The organism is Shouchella oshimensis, assembly GCF_002019765.1.
Taxonomy (GTDB): Bacteria; Bacillota; Bacilli; order Bacillales; family Bacillaceae_D; genus Shouchella; species Shouchella oshimensis.
This window is the reverse complement of record NZ_KV917380.1, coordinates 3,773,371-3,793,476: the sequence shown is the minus strand read 5'-3', so window position 1 is coordinate 3,793,476 and position 20,106 is coordinate 3,773,371. Positions and strand designations below refer to the sequence as shown.

Sequence of the window (20,106 nt, the reverse complement as noted above, 5' to 3'; positions counted from 1 at the left end):
TCACTTGTATTTCTTACACCGTACGTAACCTAACAAAGTGAACGGAGGAAGGAATTGATTCTTTTCTTATAGAATTTAGTGAAAAGGGAACCTGTGTCCAACAGCTGATTTGGATAGAGTAGTGGAATTGTAAGAAAATGAATGATCGTATCTTTCTTGAAATGAAGGAGTTTAAAAATGGAGAAATGGGATTTAGTTGACAGAAATCGAACGAAATTAGAGAAACAAATTATGCGTGGAGATCCAATGGAAGCCGATGAATTTCATTTAGTTGTACACGTATGTATTTTCAATTCAAAAGGAGACATGCTTATTCAACAGCGGCAACCTTTCAAATATGGATGGCCAAACTTATGGGATATCACATGTGGTGGCAGTGCAGTTGCCGGTGATACTAGTCAGCAGGCTGCTTCGAGAGAGTTATTTGAGGAGTTAGGTATTTCATATGATTTTAAGACTATTCGTCCGCACATTACAATTAATTTTGACCGTGGCTTTGACGATTATTATCTCATTGAACAGGACATTGATTTAACGAAATTGGTGTTACAGAGTGAAGAGGTGAAAGCGGCGAAATGGGCTTCAAAGGAGGAGATTTTAACCCTTATTCAGCAAGGCGAGTTTGTGCCTTATTATAAGGGACTCCTGTCGTTTCTTTTTGAAGGCCGACATCATTATGGCTCCATTCGTTTATAAAAAAGGGGGTCTTACTATAAATAACAGTATGTACTTAACTCATTATGCCAACGTCATTGTAAATGTTGGGGTGTCTGTTGAGAAGGGAGACTTGATCAAAATCAATTTCTCCTCAGAACACCTGCCGTTAGTACGAGAATTGACAAAAGAAGCCTACAAGAATGGTGCCCACTATGTCTCCCTTGATTTACAGGACCCGGAAATTGAAAGGAATCGAGTGAACTATTTGGCAGAGGATTTCCTTGATGAATTTCCTAACACAGAAGTGCAAAATCAACTCAATTATGCAAAGTCCGGTTATTCTATGATTACGATAAAGGCGCCAACGTTTTCGAATCAGAGAGATGAGTCAATTGAAAGAGCTTCAATACTAACGAAAACAAAATCCATGGCTATGAGACCTTGCCAAACGTATGGTATGGAAAATCATAATAAATGGTACAGAAAGAAGTTCTCCTGATGGAAAACGGAGAATGGCGCATTTGAGAAGTTTCGTTAAAACATTTCGAAGAGTGGGGGACAGAGTGTGGATATAAGTACAAATAGAGTAACCATTCGTACGTTTCAAGACGATGATTGGGAAGCGGTTTATCGTTACACCTCTGATGCTGCTACGATGTATTACATGCCTGGAGGTGTACTTTCTAAAGACGAAACAAAACAATTGATTCTAAATAATAGTGGTGACCATGCAAAGAATTTTCCAGTACTCTTAAAGAAAGATCAGACCCTAATTGGTCATGTCGTGTTCCATGATTATTTTGGTTCTCATACCTTCGAAATAGGATGGGTGTTTCATCCGAACTATCGAAACAAAGGTTATGCATCCGAAGCGGCATATGCCCTTCTGAAATATGGGTTTGAAAACGTGGGTTTACATAGAGTTATAGCTACTTGTCAACCTGAAAACGTGCCGTCCTGGAGAGTGATGGAAAAAGTAGGTATGAGAAGAGAAGGTTATTTTAAGAAATGCATCCCGCATGAAAGTGGATGGTGGGATGAATATTACTATGCCATTTTAAAAGAAGAATTTGGTCGGTGCTCACATTCCTAAAAAAGAATAAGATAGTAGAGTTCAAGGAACGAAAGAAACCAATTAAAAATTACAGTAGACAGCTACCTTACGTCACACTCTATTCTTTGAGATAGGAGGTGTGAAAGAATGAAAAATCCATTTGTATTCGGTCGATTAAAAGAAGAAGATCCTAGACGTGAAGCGTTGGAAGCTACTATTAAAACAGTTTTTGATGAATTGGAAGAGGTGACTGCTGATGTGAATGTGACAATTGAACGATTGTAGAGGAAGTTTACCTGCGTAAGGTGGTTAGACAGTTCTGGCATTTTTGTAGTTTTCGTCGCTAAAAAAACAAGAATTTGTATCTAACTGATACAAATTCTTGTTTTGATGTGATTGATTGTTCATTTAAAGCCTTTTAACAGATGCAGTTCCCATAATACTCTAACAAACGAGGTTGAACCATTCGTGATCATATACACTTTAGTTGTTTAGTTTATTTGTCACCATCGGTTTCCGGGCTTTTTTGTTTTAAAAGCTGAAAGAAGTGAAATAAAACGTCTCTCGATTAGGAAGCTTAAATTGATCTATCTACCCTCGTTGCACAGCACGGGACTCGGCTGATGAATGTGTTACTGATGACGAGCCGTTCGTTCTATACCATCAATGATTACTTTATAGAGTTGTGGCGGCAGGTCATGTCCCATGCCATTAACCAACAGTAGCTCAGCTCCGGGGATGGCAGAAGCCGTGTCCTTGCCACACGCCGGGTCGATTAAGGGATCATCCATTCCGTGAATGACGAGCACCGGTACTTTTATGGTCGCAAGACGCGGACGACGGTCACCAGCAATAGCCATAGCAGCAATTTGTCGACCGACACTGCCTGGATCGTAGTTACGCTGGACTTCCGCCAGAATAGAGTCACGATATGCATTCTTTTCAAACGGATAGCCGGTGCCGGCGATGCGTTTGGCAAAAGAGAGCTTGTGCGCCAAAAATCCTACTTCATCCTCAAATGGATTCGGCGCTGGTTTAGTCATCATCGCCATGATTTCTGGGGAAGTTTGAGGAAGAGCGGGATTACCGGTACTGGACATAATGGAAGTAAGTGATAAAACTCGTTCAGGGTACTCACTGGCGACAATTTGAGCGATCATCCCGCCCATGGATCTGCCAACGAAATGGGCTCGGTCAATGGATAGGCCGTCGAGCAGTCCAATGGCATCTTTGGCCATGTCATTGAGAGTGTAAGGGATGTTTGGTCGCTCCCCCGACATGAGAGAAGTCGCCAAGGTGGTAAAGTCCAGTGCTGGATAATGGCTAAAGTGCGTTGAACAGCCTACGTCACGATTATCAAAACGAATAACGCGGAAGCCGCGCTCTGTTAGCATCTGACAGAACGAATCCGTCCAACGAATCATTTGGACTCCAAGACCGGAAATTAAGATAATAGCTTCGTCGTTTTCGTTACCGAAACTGTCATAAGCCAATTCGATAGTGTTTAGTTTTAGAACGTTCATTCTTATATCTCCTTATTTTTATTTGGTTCAGGGAATGCATTAGCAGCTAGTCTTTTAATGTAGTGAACGATGTCAGGTGCCCAATCATCAATGAAGTGATAAAAACAGTCTGAATTTCCAGCATATAGCTCTCGCAAAGCTTCTTCGTATTGATGAGAGTTACCTGCCATAGCTGTCATAAAATGATATGTTGCTTCTTGTGCCTCTCGTATCTTGCTCTGTTCTCCTCCAGCGCGACGAGCTTCATCAACGAGTTTCCGTAATGTTACTGACGCTCCTCCAGGTTGGTTCTTTAACCATTCCCAATGCCGCGGCAATAACGTAACCTCACGGGATACAACTCCTAGCTTCGGTCGACCTACTTGCCGGGTAGGTTGATGATTCACTTCCTTATCGGGCAAGTCACTAAACCGTTCTTCTAATCGTTTGTGTACGCTATCAATCTCTCCACGAAAATCAATATCTATCTGCTTTCCGGTGTTGTCGTCAAATATAAGCAACCGCGAAACGTCTATGTCATCTAGAGAATCTTTTACTGTAACAGCAACGTGATGTAATGAGCCACTGGCGAAAAGATTCATATCCAAAAATGCCGTGCAGTAAACAGACGTTAGGTCTTTCTTCATGCTCTACCTCCTCTATTGAATGTCAACACTAATAATACCCGGGTAAAATAAGAAAGTCAATATTACCCGGGTGAAATCTATTTAACTGTTGTTTATAGGGAATAAAACGGTATAAGAGGAGGGTTATCAATCTGATAGTTTTTAATAAACTACTGTTTTTGTTAGATGCAATGACTTACATTTTCGATTGAGTTAAGCAACGGGTTTTGTTGAAGACAAGACTACTGTACAAGCTAGATGATGGTAAAAATACAAGTTTAAAGACGATTGAATCTGATCATCATTTATTTGTACCCATCGAAAAGGATGTTTTACTACTTGAGGGATGGGGTTACGTCATTGGTTCTCGTGAATTGTCGTATAAGGATGATCTATTAGAAATAACCATACTTTGTTATCGTGAATCGAAGAAAAGAATGAAGTAGACATCTGATTTAGAAAGCGTTCAATTCGAACGCCTTTTTTTATCTAAATAAAAGTTGCCTATAGGTCTTAAAACAAGTAGCCCAATAACAGCTAAATAGAACCAATCCCCTTCTTTATTAAAGACAAATCGTACAATAAGTAGACAAACCAAAAGGACGATTACAGCTGAATGGAATAGTACCTTACTCATAGTATGTTCTCCTAAATGATCATTATTTTTCCTTTCATTATAATACCTTTTTCATAAGAGAGAGAGTCATTGATAAATGAAACTCCTCTGCTAATCCTGTATAATGTGGAAAAAAGGGGAGGGTCTTTATGGTAGTAAAGGAAGCAACATTAGAAGATTTAGAAGGAATTGCGCAATTATTTAATGAGTATAGAAAATTTTATCATCAAGAAGATCACTTGGACGGGGCCCGAGAGTACGTGCATGCTCGATTAGATAAAGGTGATTCGGTCCTTTTTATGGTGAAGGAGGATAACGCTTACTTAGGATTCACCCAGCTTTATCCGACATTTTCATCTATTTCAATGGCGAAAGCGTGGATTTTAAATGATTTATATGTACATAAGAATGCAAGAGGAAAAGGTGTAGCAGAAGCTCTTCTTGAAGAGGCAAAAGCCTATGCATTAGAAACAGGTGCAGTGAGTATCGCGCTTAGCACGGCACCTGACAATTTCCCTGCACAACGGTTGTATGAAAAACATGGCTATAAACGGGATGAGCAGTTTTATCATTATGAGTTAGGACTAGTGTGAGGGGGAGAACATGGCAGACCTTATTATCCTGTTTGGGCCTCAAGCTGTTGGGAAAATGACGGTTGGCGAAGCATTAGCAGAGAAAACGGGCATGAAGTTGTTTCACAATCACATGACAATTGATGCCGTTGCTCCTGTTTTTGGTTTTACAGATGAAACGTGGCGAATCGTGAATCAATTTCGGAGGGAAATCTTTCAAGCCGCTGCTAAAAGCGATCTGAAGGGTGTAATCTTCACCTATGTATGGGCGTTTGATTTGCAGAAAGATTGGGATTATGTTGCAGGCATCTCTGCTATCTTTGAGGAGCAGGGAGGGCGTGTGTACTTTGTTGAGCTGGAAGCATCGTTAGAGGAGCGCTTAGTACGAAATAAAAGTGAACACCGTCTTGAAAAGAAACCAACAAAGCGAGACATCGTCTTTTCGGAGAATGAACTAAAAGAAACAGCCGAAAGCCATCGCTTAAACTCAAAAGAGGGCGAGTTAAACAAAAAGCAGTACGTACGGATTAATAATACATCATTATATCCAAATGAAGTGGCTCAACACATACAAGATGTCTTTCATTTTCACTAAAAAGGAGAACGTATTATGGCATTTACAGACATTATAACCACTCAAAATGAATTTGAGGCTTTTTGTGAAGAAGTTGGAAAGCCAAGCGAGATGGCAGCAAATAAAGTGATTTCCTATTTAGATGAACAATGTGTAGCGTTTATCCAAGCCTCTCCATTTCTAACGATGGCATCCTCTAATAAAAAGGGTGAATGCGATGTGACACCTAGAGGAGATGAAAGGGGCTTTGTTCATGTGATCGATGCGCATCATTTGTTCATTCCTGAAAGGCCTGGAAATAAGCGCATGGATTCTGCTCACAATATAATTGAAAACCCTCATGTTGGTTTAATTTTCTTCATTCCTGGATTAGGAGAAACGTTGCGTGTGAATGGGGAAGCTTTCATTTGCCGTGACCCGAGCCTGCTTAAAGCATGCGTGGCAAAAGGAAAAACACCACACTTTGGTGTGCTCGTTCGTGTGAACGAGTGCTATGTTCATTGTGCAAAAGCGTTTCTTCGTTCCGGTCTATGGAAGCCTGAGACGTGGGCTGAGAAAGGGGAGCGTCCTTCACCTGCAAGGATGTTACAGGCTCATGTGAGCGTCGGTCAAAAATCGGAGCAGGACATTGAACGATCGTTAGAAGAAAGCTACACAAAACGTCTTTATTAATGGGTGAATAGAAATGAGGGAATACAATGATTCGCCAAGCAGTTGGAGCCATCATTCATCAAGGCGATTCTTACATTGTCGTGTGTAAGTCGTGGCAGCATACGATAAATGGGGAAGTGAAGATTGACGATGAGTGGGATATCGTAAAAGGTGGGGTTGAAAAAAGCGATCCATCGTTGGAAGCGGCTATTTTGCGAGAGCTTTATGAAGAGACAGGGTCAACTGCTTTTACGATCTGTAACAAGTTTGATGCCCAGCTACACTTTTCATTTCCTCCTGAGATGCAAGAAAAAATTGGCTACAGTGCGCAAGAAACAACGATTTTTCAAGTTGAGTTTACAGGGAATGTAGACCACCTTAAGCCGGTAGATGGGGAAATTAGTGGGATCCAGCTCGTTCATAAAAGTGAATTTTTAACGTGCCTTAGTCATGAAGAAATGAGGCAATATGTAAAAGAAAACATCGCTAATCTCGTTTAAGAAAATAGCGTTTTCTGATGAAAATAAAGAGTAAAATGAAAGCAACAGTGAGACTTCCATATAATAAGACGTTAAGAACAGCATCAACCCAGTATGATCAAGTTTGCTTAAAAACAACGGTTCTTACGATAGTGGTACAAAATAATGGGGAACACCCGTTATTTTTAATGAGGGAATGTGAATGAGCACTCATATTAATGCTTGTCCACTTTCTATTTGCTAAAGCTGGTTCATTAGCTATCACATGTTAGGTAAATCGAATGGTGTTAAAACCCCATTAATGTAAAAACTGCTTGGCTAATGGACCCTTGCTAGTTCTTTTTCATCGTACCACGCAGTTCTCTTAAGAGAAGTCTCCTCAATCCCCGCTACGCCATCGTTATTTTGACATTAAAAAGGGTGTCACTTTCCGTCTCCTTCTTATATCGTTAAGGCGACTCGAAACCCTCGCGCACTATAATAGGATGATGCACCATTATGGTAGACAAAGACATGTCCGAAGCGATAATCACAAAATAGCGCTCCGCCTCGCTTTCTTATATCCGCTGGTGTTTGAACCCAACTCGACGTTTTAGCATCAAATTCACCAAGCTCTTGTAGAGCACGGTATTGGGCTTCTGTAAGTAAAGAAGTGCCCATTGCCTTCACCGTGTCAATAACATTGAGGGCTGGTTTGTTTGCCTTTCTAGCATCGAGGGCGGCTTGATCGTAACAGGCGCTTCTTCTTCCTGTAGGGCTTTCTTTTGAACAGTCAACAAAAGTGTAGAGGTCTTGCTTGGCGTCATAAAAAACAACGTCCGGTTCTCCACCGGTCATCTCCATTTCATTTAGTGACCAAAGCGCTTCAGGATGATTCTTTAATCTCTCTTTAACCGTTGTCCATTCAATCGATGGATGACGTTGTTGATTCGCTTTAAAGCGATTTTCTAGTGTACTTAGTAATGCTTGACCATCTTTATCAGAAAGAAAATGGTTTTCCATGTAGGTCACCTCATTTTGGGAAGTCCTTTTTTTATTAGTATAGTAAACTTTAATCCCTTTTAAAAGCTCAAGGAGTACATGGAATCATTTGTGTTTTTGTATTTATGTACGGTATGCTTGATGAAGCGAGGTGATCGTATGAAGAGCGTTTATAACGGTGTAATCGTAATGGGGTTGGCTATTGCCATTTTTTTCTCGTATCAATGGTGGCAAAGCACTCAATCTGTCCAGCCAATGGCAAGTGAGAGTTTACTGGAGGAGGCTCATAGTACCTCACTTAATCATAGAAGTGCCGTTCAAGAAGTTGAAGGCGAACGTCGGGCTTCATCATCAGAACCACAATCCAATGATCAACTCACATACTATTCGACTGGTGAAAACATTGGCCAGTTATCCATTCCTGAGCTAAATAAAACCTATGATACGTTCTGGGGCACAGACGATGCCACGCTCCATCAAGGAGTTGGCATGTATGTTAGTGAATGGACAACAACACCTGATGAAAAAGGACATACGGTGTTAAGTGGCCATCGGGACACCGTGTTTTCTGAATTGGGTGAATTGGTTATAGGGGATCAACTAATAGTGGAATTTGACGGGATTCAATATGTTTATGAAATTAATGACACGTGGATTACAGATGCAGAGGATCGAACAGTGATTGTGAAAAAAGACGAAGCCACGTTAACGGTTACAACCTGTTATCCATTCCAATACTTAGGTGCAGCGCCGGACCGCTATATTATTCAGTCCCACTTGGTTGCAACCTATGAGATGTAGCACGCCGCAGACGTTTTTCTAAACAAAAAAGCTAAAGCAGCTCCAGCATACTTTAGCTTTTAGGTAACGAAAACCCTTTTCCAATAATTTCAGATGCGCTTAAGAAGACAACAAACGAATTGGAATCATGGGTTTGAATGAGTTCTTTTAAATAAACGGCTTCAGATTGGTCAACTACACTAAATAATAATGATTTTCTTGCTTTGGAGTAGCCGCCTTCAGACCAGACTTTTGTTACACCGCGGTCGATTTCATTATAAATGAGATCTGTCACTACTTGATCATGCTCCGTGATAATAAGAACAAGCTTTGAATTGGTCGAACGTAAAAGCACGAAGTCAATAACCTTGCTTCCAATAAACAATGCGACCATTGCATAAAGAGCGAGTTCTAAATTAAAGACAATCATTGCAGCAACGACGATGATCCCATCAATAATGAGTTGAGCAAATCCGCTGGAAATATTAAAATACTTCCGCATAATTTGACTAATAATAGTTGTTCCACCGGTTGATCCATTTCCTTTAAAAACAAGGCCAAGCCCTACGCCGAAAAGAATGCCTCCATAAACAGAGGCTAGAAATGGATCAGTAACAGAAAATGTCTTAAAGGATGTAAGCCATATAAAGACAGGTAATATGAAGGTACCGACAAGTGTTTTTGCACTAAAGCTTTTACCGAGTATCAAGTAACCGACAAAGAAAAGAGGTACATTAATAATCAGCTGCACCACCGCAGGTGTAAAGCCATATAAGTCGTTTAAAATAATGCTAATACCACTTACTCCTCCAGCGGCCAAACTGGCTGGAAGCATAAAAAGATTAAATGCTAAGGCAACAATAAATGTACCGAGAATAATTAACGAATAGGATCGCAGTTCCGAAACTTGTTTCATAAAAACAAACCTCAATTCTATTTACTCATAAATAATGAGTGCATTCACCAATTTCTAAATATATAGGAATGAAGGAGATCATTCAATATCCTTTTTAGATTTCGTACGTTTTGTTACGATTATCCGTCAATTTACTGCAAAATTGATAAGAAATGTGGTTTTCAACTGTTGCAACCTATCATTTTTATAATGAGTGTGGTTCAATGATAGTAAAAAAATGATACAGATGAAGGAGCAGATAATTTTGGTACGCATTCACATTGTCGCACCTTATTCTGCGATGGTTTCCGTTTTGAGCGAGTGTATTCCGCTTTTTCCATCTGCTGACATTACGTATTCTGTTGGAGATTTACAAAGAGGGCTAGAGATTGCGTTGGAGAAACAAGAAGATGGAATTGATCTTATTATTAGTCGAGGAGGCACAGCCAAGCTAATTAAAAAAGCAGTGTCTATTCCGGTTATTGATATTCAACTTTCTGGATATGATTTAACAAGATCGTTAACGCTGGCAAGTAAATTAAATGAAAAAACAGCTGTTGTAGGCTTTCAGAACATTACAGCAGGAGCGGCGGCAATTATTAAACTGTTGCATTTGCCAATCAATGTCTATACAATTCATTCAGCAAATGAAGTTACTTCGCTCTTACTTAAACTGAAGCAGGCAGGTTATAGCCATATATTAGGGGATGTCATTACTATTAATACATCTCATGAGGTTGGATTGAAAGGGATGTTGCTTCAATCAGGAAGAGAATCAGTAGCTCGAGCGATTGAAGAAGCAATTTACTTAATACAAACCTTGAAGAAGCAAACAATTATTAATCATGTAATGAAATCGTTGCTTATTGAGGAACATCGCAACATTGTTATGTTTGATGAAGACGAGACTTTGTTGTACAAGCATTTTCAAGATTTTCGTGACCCACTAGAAGAATCGGAATGGTCACTGTTACACAAAAGTCTTGCTATTAATGAATCCATTAAAGAGTTTTATACAAAAGACCAAGGACGTCTTCAAGTAAGAGGGATGTTACTAGATAAACGGTATAAAGTGTATGTGTTAAGTCGCTTGCATCCTGTTTTAAACTTAAAAGGTGTAACAGAAAAAACGATTATGAAAAAGGAACCTGTTGCAATGTCATCAATTCCATCTGCCAATCGGTTTAGGCTATTACAGCATCTATTTAAGAAAAATGAAGCGGTTGTCATTTCAGGTGAACGAGGTACAGGGAAAACGTTCCTCACGAGACAGCTTCATATACTTGAAAATAGAGAAGAGCCATACGTGGAAATTGATGCCGATGTGTTTTCTTTACACGATTTAGAGCACTTGCTTACAAAGAAACCAAGAACCATCGTGTTAAATCAATTTTCGATTGATGAACATCAGGATCTTTTGTCTGCATGTTTACAGAAAAGAAAAGCTACTTCCTTTCGTTTGATAATGCACACTTCTGTGAGATGGGATGAGGAACAGCTTGAAACATGGGGGTTAAAACATGTCCATCTGCCGATTTTAACTGATCGGAAAGAGGATATTGGGGATTTAGCAACGTTTTTCTTAGCAGATTTCCATCAAATTTATGGAACAAGGCCAGTTGGTATCTCTGAAGAGGCTATCTCTTATTTGGAACATCTGTCTTACAAGCATCACATCAGAACATTACGAGAAGTGATTAAGAATGCAACGATGGATGAAAAAGAGTACCTATTAAGTAAAGAAGTGATTAAATCGGTCGTTGAAACAACCGAGCAAAAACAAACGTTTCCAATAAATGGAACGTTAAAAGAAATGGAAAAAGCGATTATTGCTCAAGTACTACAGGAAGAAAACCAAAATCAAACCCAAGCAGCAAAGCGATTAGGTATCAACCGAGCAACGCTGTGGAGAAAGCTTAAAGATTAAATTCTTTAGGCTTTTTTTTATTCATATAACTGTTGCATTATTAAACGCTTTTTATTTTATGGAATTAATTTTACAAAAATGTGTTGCAATATTGTTCAATATCTTTTATGATGCAAGTAACTTATAAGTGAAAGCGTTTTTAAATAGAGGAGGAGTAACGATATGAAGATTAAAGCTTTTTTGGACCGAGTCCCAGGAGGCATGATGGTTGTCCCGCTATTACTAGCTGCGACAATTAATACATTCTTTCCAAATGCATTAAGAATTGGTGGTTTTACAGAAGCTCTATTCGTTAATAGTTCAGGCGCACTAATTGCTTTGTTTTTATTAATTGCTGGAACACAGATTACATTTAAAACAGCAGGAACATCGGTGAAAAAAGGATTAACACTTCTCTCGTTTAAATGGGGAATTGGAGCAGGTGTCGGCTTACTCGCACTAATCTTAGCGGATTCAAATGGCTTGTTCTTAGGATTAGCGCCAATTGCGATCATCGCAGCAATGACGAATTCAAATGGTGGTTTATATATTGCTCTAGCTGGACAGTACGGAAAAGAAGATGATAAAGCAGCTTATCCATTTTTAGCTTTAAGTGACGGTCCATTCTTAACAATGGTAGCGTTAGCAATCTTCGGAACAATGGGCTTTGCTCAAGGGATGTTTTCTCCACTTGACTTTGTAGCTGTATTGCTCCCGCTTTTAATTGGTATTGCAATCGGTAATATCGATAAAGACATGGGTGAATTTCTTTACAAAGGCAGCGACAAACTCGTTCCATTCTTTGCTTTTTCACTAGGAATGGGGATTAACTTCACAGCGATTATTCAAGGTGGTATTAGTGGAATCTTACTAGGTGTACTAACCGTCTTGCTTACTGGTGGAATTGGTTACTTTATCTTCAAATGGATTGGGTGGAACCCGATTGTTGGAACAGCAGAAGGCTCAACAGCTGGAAACGCAGTAGGTACACCAATGGCAATCGCCACAGCAAACGCATCATTCATGCCGATGGCGGAAATTGCAACGGTACAAGTAGCGGCAAGTGTTGTAACAACCGCGATATTATTACCTGTCTTTATAGGAATACTAGCGCGGCGACTAGAGAAAAAAACCGGTAAGCCTATAAATGAGATAAATGCAACGATGTAGTGGATGATTAAAGGAGAGGAATTATGAATTTAGCAATTATCGCAGACGACTTAACAGGTGCTAATGATAGTGGTGTCCAATTAGCGAAATATGGATTGAAAACATCTGTTTTCTTTAAAGAAGATAAGCGCTATCTTGGTGATAACGATGCCGTTGTTTTTGATACAGATAGTCGTGCCATTCGTGCTGATAAAGCCGAAGACATGGTATCAAGTGTAACAAGGTTTTTACTCAAACAAGGTGTCACCAATATTTATAAAAAGATAGATTCGACTATGCGCGGAAATATTGGGGCGGAGCTGTTAGGTTTTCAAGGAGAGTATCGACAGGACTTTATCTTTATTGCACCAGGTTATCCGACGAATGGTCGAACGGTCATAGAGGGATATCATTATTTAAATGGGCGCAAACTAGGGGAAACGGAAATTGCGAATGATCCGGTTACGCCTGTAGTAGAATCCCATCTCCCAACATTAATAGGTGATCAACTTGATACAAAAGTAGGGCTTGTGACAGTATCCGAATTACGAGATACAAGTTTATTTCATGACAAACTTAATCAGTTAAAGGAAGATCAAATTGTTTATGTTGTTATTGATTCGGAAATAGATGAAGACTTAAAGCTTCTTTTAAAAGAGATGAAGCGCACGCCATTCAAAATAGGTCTTGTTGGTTCTGCTGGCTTAGCCAACCATCTTCCTGAACATTATGGTTTGGAAAAGACGGAAAATACGTTTGAAATTCCAAATCGGAAGAAATCTGTATTGACGGTTGTTGGAAGTGTAAATGTGCAGTCACGAAAGCAGTTAAAGCAACTACTGAACAACAAATCGGTAGAAGCGATTGAAGTGGCTTCCCATAAAGCTGTTTCAGACGATGAAACGAGAAGAGCTGAAGTAGAAAGAGTCTATTGTACAGCAAAAAAACTTGCTTTTGAGGGACATGATGTTGTTCTATATTCTGCTGGTGAAAAGAATGACATTGAGCACGCACGCCGGGTAGGTAATTTGAATGGCTATACGTATTCAGAAACAAGCAGCGAAATTGTTCATATGATGGGCGAAATTTCTGCAAGGCTGTTAAGAGCCAAGCTCTTCCAAGGTGTCGTTATGACTGGCGGAGACACAGCGAAGAAAATTTGTGAACATTGGCGTGTAACAGGATTCCAATTGTACGATGAACTTGAAGTAGGGGTACCAATTTCAACTTTCATTGGTGTAAAAGGACTTTTTGCAATAACAAAAGCAGGTGGATTTGGTCAAGAGGATGTCTTGATTCATTCCATCGAAAAGTTAAAGGGTGAGAAAAAATGAGTAAGACGAAACCAATCGTTGGGATTACAATGGGGGATGCAGCTGGGATTGGACCAGAAATCATTGTAAAGGCATTAAGCCATTCCACTGTTTACGAAGAATGCCGTCCGCTCGTTATCGGTGATGCTAAAATCATTGAGAAAGCAGTACGTATCACGGAAGCTTCGGTTAAGGTCAATGTTGTGAGTGAACCAGCACAGGCGCAGTTTAGCCACGGCACGATTGATATGATTGATTTAGATCTGTTGCCAGGAGACACGGCTTTTGGAGAAGTAGCAGCCGTTGTAGGAGATGCAGCTTATCAATATTTAGCGAAAGCCGTATCATTAGCTCAAGCGCATGAAATTAATTCAATTTGTACAGCGCCATTAAATAAAGAGGCTCTTCATAAAGGAGGTCATCTTTATCCAGGTCACACGGAAATTCTCGCAACATTAACAGATACAGAAGACTATTCCATGATGTTGACAACACCTAATCTGCGTGTAATTCACTTAACGACGCATGTTGGCTTAATTAAAGCCATTGAAAGTATTACACCAGAACGAACGTATAAAGTTGTGAAACTTGCACATGAAACATTGAAAAATGCCGGTATTGAGAGTCCGAGAGTAGCGGTATGTGGCATCAATCCTCACGCAGGTGAAAACGGATTGTTTGGTTACGGAGAAGAGGAAGAGAAATTGCTTCCGGGTATCCAACAAGCACAAAAAGAGGGTATTCATGTAGAAGGTCCTTACCCAGCAGACACGCTTTTCTTTAGAGCGGGACGCGGTGACTTTGATATTGTTGTAGCGTGTTATCATGATCAAGGACATGCGCCGATTAAAGTAATGGGAATTGAAGAAGGTGTCAACATTACAGTTGGCTTAAAAGGTGGTATCATTCGTACTTCAGTTGACCACGGAACTGCCTTTGATATTGCTGGCAAAAACATAGCTGATGAAAAAAGCATGATTGTTGCCATCCAATCTGCTAGTGAGCTAGCGCCTATTTGGGAAGAACAGAATTAATGAAAAAAACCTCCATCATTTTGGAGGTTTTTTTCGTAGATGTTAAGCAAACAATATGATTGTAATGGCAGATACCGTAATTAACACAATGGTGATTCGTTTAACGATTGTCGCATTTACTTTTTCAAATAACCGCAATCCCAAGTTGGTGCCAAGGATAACCGCTACTAGACCAATAAGAAAGTATGTAAAGAAAGACGGATAAAAATCTCCATTTACTGCATGAATGGATATCGAAAAGAGGCTTGCTACGGTTGTGACAGCTTGAACACTAACGATATAGGAAAACTTCTTTTGGGGATAAAAAAGTAAAAAATAAAGCACGATAAATGGCCCACCTAATCCAAAGACTCCACCAATTAATCCGGCTGTAAAGCCGAGTCCAATTTGTGATACGTTTTTTCTTCTTGGTGAAAGCTCGACAATTGTATCCATTTTCTTGGCACTTAGTAGTTGATAAATGACAATAAGTAATAACACGACACCAAGCCATATTTTTAAGAAGTCCATATCACCATATGCCGACAGAATGAAGAAGGCGACAAAGCGACCTACGAGGACTACGACGAGAAAGCCGAGAATCTCTTTCCATACCAAATGCTTGTAGTACTTACATGTAACCGTGAGCCCAGAAATAATAAGAAGTGAAATAACGAGTAAAGTCGTTTCCTTAACCGTTAGAAAGAAAGGGAGAATAGCGGTAATAACAAGCCCTAATCCGAGTCCAGTTGCACCCTGTATAAACGCCCCAATAAAAACTGCAAAAAAGATAATAAGAAGTAACATGGTTCCATCACTCATTCCAACATAAGGTGTCTTGATAAAGTAGCTCTTCTCGCATTATAACAAATCTTATTTGTGAAAAGGTAAGCACTGCCGCAAATTGAGTCATGGACATGTTGCTACTAACAAGCAAGTGTCTAAAAGAATAGAGCATGAAAAAAGAGCGACCTCCCAATTTAATGAGGTGTCGCTCTTTGTGTTAATTTCTAATCATATAGTCAAACGCGCCGAGGGAAGCTGTAGCACCTGAGCCCATAGAAATAATAATTTGGTTGTACGCACTGTCTGTACAATCTCCTGCGGCAAACAGTCCAGGTACATTGGTAGAACCGTGCTTATCAACAACAATTTCGCCCATGCGATTACGTTCAACGGTTTCGTCTAACCATTCTGTGTTTGGTACGAGACCAATTTGAACGAAAACCCCTTGCAAGGCAACATGATGAATTTCTCCCGTTTCACGATCTTTGTATGAGATGCCATTTACGTGAGAATCACCTGTAATTTCCGTTGTTTGAGCATTTGGAATGATGGTTACGTTTGGTAGGCTGTGTGCACGATCTTGGAGAACACGATCAGCTTTAAGTTCGGCTGCAAACTCAAGAACTGTAACGTGATTCACAATTCCTGCAAGATCAATGGCCGCTTCAATTCCAGAGTTTCCACCACCAATAACAGCAACGTCCTTACCTTCAAATAACGGGCCATCACAGTGTGGGCAGTAAGCCACACCTTTGTTTTTAAATTCTTGTTCACCAGGAACATTGACATTTCGCCAACGAGCACCTGTTGACAAGATCACTGTCTTGGCTTTAAGAACAGCATCATTCTCAAGGGTCACTTCAAACAAGTCTTTCTTTTCTAAGCGCTTTGCCGCTTGAAGATTCATAACGTCTACATTATACGTTTTTACATGTTCTTCTAAACTAGCCGCAAGCTTAGGACCATCTGTTGACGGTACACTAATAAAATTTTCAATGCTTAGTGTGTCAAGAACTTGTCCACCAAAGCGTTCTGCTACGATACCAGTACGTATTCCTTTACGAGCCGCATAAATAGCTGCGCTGGAACCAGCTGGACCGCCACCGACTACTAGAACATCAAATGGGTCTTTGCTCGTTAGCTCATCTGCGTCAACGGTAACACCCATTTTTGCGATCATTTCTTCGATAGTCATACGACCGCTACCGAATGGTTGACCGTTCATGAAAACAGTAGGAACAGCCATAATTTCTTTTTCTTCCACTTCTTGCTTGAAGGCAGCACCGTCAATCATCGTGTGAGTGATGTTTGGATTTACGACACTCATCATATTCAGCGCTTGAACAACGTCTGGACAGTTGTGACAAGATAAGCTGATATAGGATTCAAAATGGTGCTCGCCTTCAATGCCTTTCACTTGTTCAATAATAGCTTGGTCGACCTTAGGTGGTCGTCCACTCACCTGAAGCAACGCCAAAACAAGCGATGTAAACTCATGACCTAAAGGAACACCGGCGAATACAACGCCGGTGTCCTCTCCAACACGATTTACACTAAAGCTTGGCGTTCTTGGCAGAGCTGCTTTTTCAAGCGTAATTTTCGTAGACATGGCTGACAGTTCGTCGAGTAATTCAACCATTTCTCTTGAAACGTCATCGTCGCCAGCATGTACTTTAATAACAATGTCATTTTCCAGTAACGCCATGTACTGGTTTAATTGTGTTTTAATCTCTGCTGCAAGAGCCATCTTTATAACACTCCTTAGATTTTACCTACTAGATCAAGGCTTGGTGTAAGTGTTTCAGTGCCTTCTTCCCATTTAGCAGGGCATACTTCACCTGGGTTGTTACGTACATATTGTGCTGCTTTGATTTTGTTTACAAGCGTGCTTGCATCACGACCGATACCATCAGCGTTGATTTCTACTGCTTGAATAACACCTTCTGGATCTAAAATAAATGTTCCGCGATCAGCTAAGCCAGAAGCTTCGTTTAATACTTGGAAGTCACGAGAAATTGCTTGTGACGGATCTCCAATCATTGTGTACGTAATTTTACCAATTTTTTCAGAGCTATCGTGCCAGCCTTTGTGTACGAAGTGCGTGTCTGTAGAAACAGAGTAAACTTCTGCACCTAGAGATTTAAGCTCTTCATATTGATTTTGAAGATCCTCTAATTCTGTTGGGCATACGAAGCTGAAATCAGCAGGGTAGAAGCATACAACACTCCACTGACCTTTCATTGATTCGTCTGTAACCTCAACGAATTCACCATTTCTATATGCTTGTGCTGAGAATGGTTGTACTTGTTTACCGATAAGTGACATGAACAATTCCTCCTAATGTTAAATCTAAGCATGTGCGCTTAAATTGTATTAATTCTAATTATGTACTAATTATCGAATAAAGATCTTCGTTTGTCAATGCCTTTCTCGAAAGTTTGACAAACGACACAGAATGTTTCTATTTAGCAATATGAAAGGGGTAGTTGACTGAATTTTTTATTAATAAAATAAATTCCTTCTATGACAGCGTGGTAAGCGTTTACTTTTTAAATGAGAAAAAGCTTATGTAAATGAGAGGAAGTAATAGAAAGAAATCACTGTTTTTTAAATTTAAAACCTTGTTTGTTCTCGTTCGTGACGAAGTTGCACCATCTTTTAAAATGGTTGACTGCCTTAGGAGAAGAGAAATCAGAAGAATGTTTTTTTCAAATGTGTATCGATTTTCTCAATAGGCTTAAATAAGGTAAAACGAATGGAATATAAAAAATGAGGCTAGGACAAAAGTAGATAGACAGAGCAAAATGACGAACATTCCTGAAAATAGGAACGTTCGTCGTTTGTTTTATATGAACATTAGCGGAAGGATTCTCCTGTAGCGGTGCTACTCAGCATATTTTAGACTATTCGTCTTTTCAAATACGACTTTTCGTTATGTCCTAGCCTCGTTTTTAATGGAGGTTGCTTTAAACTTACACATTAAATATGTTGCTTTCGATTTGCTTTAGCTTGATGACGATTAAATGGAAGTGGATTTGGATGATTTATGACTCTTTGTAAGCCTCCTCGAAAAAGGGTATCCTTCCATTTATCAGGTTGAAAAGGAAGAAAAGGATACAAATAAGGTGTACCGATGGAATGAAGTTTAGCCATTAGGATCAATAGAACCGTCGTTCCTAAAAACAGTCCGGCAAATCCAAAAAAGTGAGCAAGAATGATGAACGATAAGCGCATAAAGAAAATGGGTGAAAGCAGCCCTCTATGGAGAACTGGAAAACTTGATATGTAGCAAATTCCGATAATGACGATGGTGACCGGATGAAATAAATTAACATCAGTTGCCACATCACTAATTAACATCGTCCCGATAAATGTAACGGCAAAGATAACATTACCCGGCAATCGATAGGAACCATCCATGATAACTTGCATGAGTAAAATGACGAATAGCAATTCAATCGTAAAAGGAGCAAGAGTATCATGGGTCTTAATTAATTGTTCATGTAAATCTCTTGGAATGAGATCTAAATGAAACCGTTCAATAGCCACAATAATAGCTGGAGTAAACGTAGCAATAAAAAAGTACGAATAACGTAATGGTCTTGACCCAAATTTGCCAAAGTCTGATAAATAGTCATCTTGATTTTGGAAAAAATGATAAAAAATACTTGGTGCAAGTAAAGCAAGAGGGGAACCTTCTACTAAAATAACAACTCGACCGGCAGCTAGAGCCATTGCGCACGCATCAGGCCGGTCTATCGACATCGTCCGCGGAAATAATAAACCATCGCCTTCTAACGCATCTGTAGCGAGTTGATTGAGAATGGCCTGACTAACATTGATATTGTTTAATCGTGCTTTAACTTCTTCAACGATAGCTGGGTTTGATACACCATGAACTGATAGGATGGAGATTTCTTTTTTTGCTTCAGAACCAATAGAAAGGGTTTCTATGACAAGATTAGGGCTTCGATAATAATTTCTTAACAAATTTAGATTCACTGAAATGTCTTCTGTCAAACCGGAAGCTGGACCTTCGTAAACGCTGCTGCTGAGCGGAACGTCTACACTTCTAACACGCCAATTTGAACAGTTAAATAAATAGCCTTCCTCTTTATTGAACATAAGAAGGGCTCTTCCGTTAACGAGACCATCTACACATTCTTCAACGGCATAAGCAACCGATGGTTCTCCATCTTTAAAGATACTTCCTAATTGATCATATGTAACCGACTGCTTAACGAGCTGTTGAATCGGAGCTAGTAAAAAAGAGTGAATTTTTTGCTCATCCACTGTATTAGGAAGATAGAGGAGCTCAGCATGAATATCTAATCCGATGGTTACAGACAGTGATCGGATCGCATCCTTAGTGTGAAAACGTTGTTGAATAAGGTGCACATTTTGTTTTAAGTGAGCCGTTAATGTCCTCATGCGAATTCGCCCTTTTTGACTAAGATACATGTAGTTTGCATCAAGTTAGTTGATTTATACAGTTCACCGACATAAGGCAAAATCGATGCACCATTTATAGGCAAATGCGTAGAATGTATCA

At 39.7% G+C, this 20,106-nt stretch carries 23 protein-coding genes; 14 read left to right on the top strand and 9 right to left on the bottom strand.

Annotated features, from left to right (window positions below; all coding sequences use genetic code 11):
* Nucleotides 1-177 precede the first annotated feature (177 nt).
* The 4 genes from BK583_RS18960 (at nucleotide 178) to BK583_RS20950 (ending at nucleotide 1,996) form a co-directional block, all read left to right on the top strand.
* Complete coding sequence (locus BK583_RS18960; RefSeq protein ID WP_055737090.1) at nucleotides 178-696, top strand: NUDIX hydrolase; 519 nt, start codon at nucleotides 178-180, stop codon at nucleotides 694-696.
* Nucleotides 677-1,156: an aminopeptidase gene (locus tag BK583_RS18955; protein WP_055737091.1), complete on the top strand. Its 480-nt coding sequence runs from the start codon at nucleotides 677-679 to the stop codon at nucleotides 1,154-1,156. Before BK583_RS18960 ends, BK583_RS18955 begins: the two co-directional genes overlap by 20 nt.
* Nucleotides 1,157-1,222: 66 nt before the next feature.
* Nucleotides 1,223-1,750 (top strand): GNAT family N-acetyltransferase, encoded by a 528-nt coding sequence (locus BK583_RS18950; RefSeq protein ID WP_055737092.1) that lies wholly within the window; start codon nucleotides 1,223-1,225, stop codon nucleotides 1,748-1,750.
* Nucleotides 1,751-1,858: 108 nt separating this feature from the next.
* Nucleotides 1,859-1,996 (top strand): hypothetical protein, encoded by a 138-nt coding sequence (locus BK583_RS20950; RefSeq protein ID WP_160319307.1) that lies wholly within the window; start codon nucleotides 1,859-1,861, stop codon nucleotides 1,994-1,996.
* Nucleotides 1,997-2,343: 347 nt separating this feature from the next.
* Here BK583_RS20950 and BK583_RS18945 read toward each other — a convergent pair whose 3' ends face one another.
* Both BK583_RS18945 and BK583_RS18940 read right to left on the bottom strand, forming a co-directional pair.
* Nucleotides 2,344-3,234: an alpha/beta fold hydrolase gene (locus tag BK583_RS18945; protein WP_055737093.1), complete on the bottom strand. Its 891-nt coding sequence runs from the start codon at nucleotides 3,232-3,234 to the stop codon at nucleotides 2,344-2,346.
* 2 nt (nucleotides 3,235-3,236) lie between these two features.
* Nucleotides 3,237-3,860 (bottom strand): DUF2239 family protein, encoded by a 624-nt coding sequence (locus BK583_RS18940; protein ID WP_055737094.1) that lies wholly within the window; start codon nucleotides 3,858-3,860, stop codon nucleotides 3,237-3,239.
* A gap of 209 nt (nucleotides 3,861-4,069) precedes the next feature.
* Here BK583_RS18940 and BK583_RS20535 point away from each other — a divergent pair, with 209 nt between their 5' ends.
* Nucleotides 4,070-4,285 (top strand): hypothetical protein, encoded by a 216-nt coding sequence (locus BK583_RS20535; protein ID WP_095149461.1) that lies wholly within the window; start codon nucleotides 4,070-4,072, stop codon nucleotides 4,283-4,285.
* A gap of 20 nt (nucleotides 4,286-4,305) precedes the next feature.
* Here the strand turns inward: BK583_RS20535 and BK583_RS20945 are convergent, their stop codons facing one another.
* Nucleotides 4,306-4,476, bottom strand: a complete 171-nt coding sequence (locus BK583_RS20945) for a hypothetical protein (protein WP_160319308.1) — start codon at nucleotides 4,474-4,476, stop codon at nucleotides 4,306-4,308.
* A gap of 128 nt (nucleotides 4,477-4,604) precedes the next feature.
* Here BK583_RS20945 and BK583_RS18935 point away from each other — a divergent pair, with 128 nt between their 5' ends.
* From BK583_RS18935 to BK583_RS18920, 4 genes are read left to right on the top strand one after another with little or no spacing between them, the layout of a single operon-like run.
* A complete protein-coding gene (locus BK583_RS18935; protein ID WP_055737095.1) occupies nucleotides 4,605-5,048 on the top strand; it encodes a GNAT family N-acetyltransferase in 444 nt (147 codons plus the stop codon).
* Nucleotides 5,049-5,058: 10 nt separating this feature from the next.
* A complete protein-coding gene (locus BK583_RS18930) occupies nucleotides 5,059-5,622 on the top strand; it encodes an AAA family ATPase (RefSeq protein ID WP_055737096.1) in 564 nt (187 codons plus the stop codon).
* Between the two features lie 15 nt (nucleotides 5,623-5,637).
* Nucleotides 5,638-6,273, top strand: a complete 636-nt coding sequence (locus BK583_RS18925; protein WP_055737097.1) for a pyridoxamine 5'-phosphate oxidase family protein — start codon at nucleotides 5,638-5,640, stop codon at nucleotides 6,271-6,273.
* Nucleotides 6,274-6,299: 26 nt separating this feature from the next.
* Nucleotides 6,300-6,752 (top strand): NUDIX hydrolase, encoded by a 453-nt coding sequence (locus BK583_RS18920; RefSeq protein WP_055737098.1) that lies wholly within the window; start codon nucleotides 6,300-6,302, stop codon nucleotides 6,750-6,752.
* Nucleotides 6,753-7,172: 420 nt separating this feature from the next.
* On the opposite strand, the gene BK583_RS18915 is transcribed toward BK583_RS18920, so the two are convergent.
* Complete coding sequence (locus BK583_RS18915; protein ID WP_038476291.1) at nucleotides 7,173-7,742, bottom strand: DUF4256 domain-containing protein; 570 nt, start codon at nucleotides 7,740-7,742, stop codon at nucleotides 7,173-7,175.
* A 129-nt stretch (nucleotides 7,743-7,871) separates the two neighbouring features.
* Here BK583_RS18915 and srtD point away from each other — a divergent pair, with 129 nt between their 5' ends.
* A complete protein-coding gene (srtD, locus tag BK583_RS18910; protein ID WP_078440341.1) occupies nucleotides 7,872-8,513 on the top strand; it encodes a class D sortase, LPxTATN-specific in 642 nt (213 codons plus the stop codon).
* A 52-nt stretch (nucleotides 8,514-8,565) separates the two neighbouring features.
* Here srtD and BK583_RS18905 read toward each other — a convergent pair whose 3' ends face one another.
* Nucleotides 8,566-9,408, bottom strand: a complete 843-nt coding sequence (locus BK583_RS18905) for a YitT family protein (protein ID WP_038476294.1) — start codon at nucleotides 9,406-9,408, stop codon at nucleotides 8,566-8,568.
* Nucleotides 9,409-9,652: 244 nt separating this feature from the next.
* Here BK583_RS18905 and BK583_RS18900 point away from each other — a divergent pair, with 244 nt between their 5' ends.
* The 4 genes from BK583_RS18900 (at nucleotide 9,653) to pdxA (ending at nucleotide 14,789) form a co-directional block, all read left to right on the top strand.
* Entirely contained in the window at nucleotides 9,653-11,314 is a 1,662-nt protein-coding gene (locus BK583_RS18900) for a sigma-54-dependent transcriptional regulator (RefSeq protein ID WP_055737100.1), read from the top strand.
* Nucleotides 11,315-11,476: 162 nt separating this feature from the next.
* Nucleotides 11,477-12,463: a 2-keto-3-deoxygluconate permease gene (locus tag BK583_RS18895; RefSeq protein WP_038476302.1), complete on the top strand. Its 987-nt coding sequence runs from the start codon at nucleotides 11,477-11,479 to the stop codon at nucleotides 12,461-12,463.
* Between the two features lie 23 nt (nucleotides 12,464-12,486).
* Nucleotides 12,487-13,776, top strand: coding sequence for a four-carbon acid sugar kinase family protein (locus tag BK583_RS18890; RefSeq protein WP_055737101.1), 1,290 nt, complete (start codon nucleotides 12,487-12,489; stop codon nucleotides 13,774-13,776).
* Nucleotides 13,773-14,789 (top strand): 4-hydroxythreonine-4-phosphate dehydrogenase PdxA, encoded by a 1,017-nt coding sequence (gene pdxA, locus BK583_RS18885; RefSeq protein ID WP_055737102.1) that lies wholly within the window; start codon nucleotides 13,773-13,775, stop codon nucleotides 14,787-14,789. Before BK583_RS18890 ends, pdxA begins: the two co-directional genes overlap by 4 nt.
* Before the next feature lie 42 nt (nucleotides 14,790-14,831).
* Here the strand turns inward: pdxA and BK583_RS18880 are convergent, their stop codons facing one another.
* From BK583_RS18880 to BK583_RS18865, 4 genes are all read right to left on the bottom strand, one after another.
* Nucleotides 14,832-15,575, bottom strand: coding sequence for a sulfite exporter TauE/SafE family protein (locus tag BK583_RS18880; RefSeq protein WP_038485081.1), 744 nt, complete (start codon nucleotides 15,573-15,575; stop codon nucleotides 14,832-14,834).
* Nucleotides 15,576-15,771: 196 nt separating this feature from the next.
* Nucleotides 15,772-17,301: an alkyl hydroperoxide reductase subunit F gene (gene ahpF / locus BK583_RS18875; protein WP_055737103.1), complete on the bottom strand. Its 1,530-nt coding sequence runs from the start codon at nucleotides 17,299-17,301 to the stop codon at nucleotides 15,772-15,774.
* 14 nt (nucleotides 17,302-17,315) lie between these two features.
* Entirely contained in the window at nucleotides 17,316-17,879 is a 564-nt protein-coding gene (gene ahpC, locus BK583_RS18870) for an alkyl hydroperoxide reductase subunit C (protein ID WP_038476313.1), read from the bottom strand.
* A gap of 654 nt (nucleotides 17,880-18,533) precedes the next feature.
* Entirely contained in the window at nucleotides 18,534-19,985 is a 1,452-nt protein-coding gene (locus tag BK583_RS18865; protein WP_055737104.1) for a spore germination protein, read from the bottom strand.
* Nucleotides 19,986-20,106: the final 121 nt, after the last annotated feature.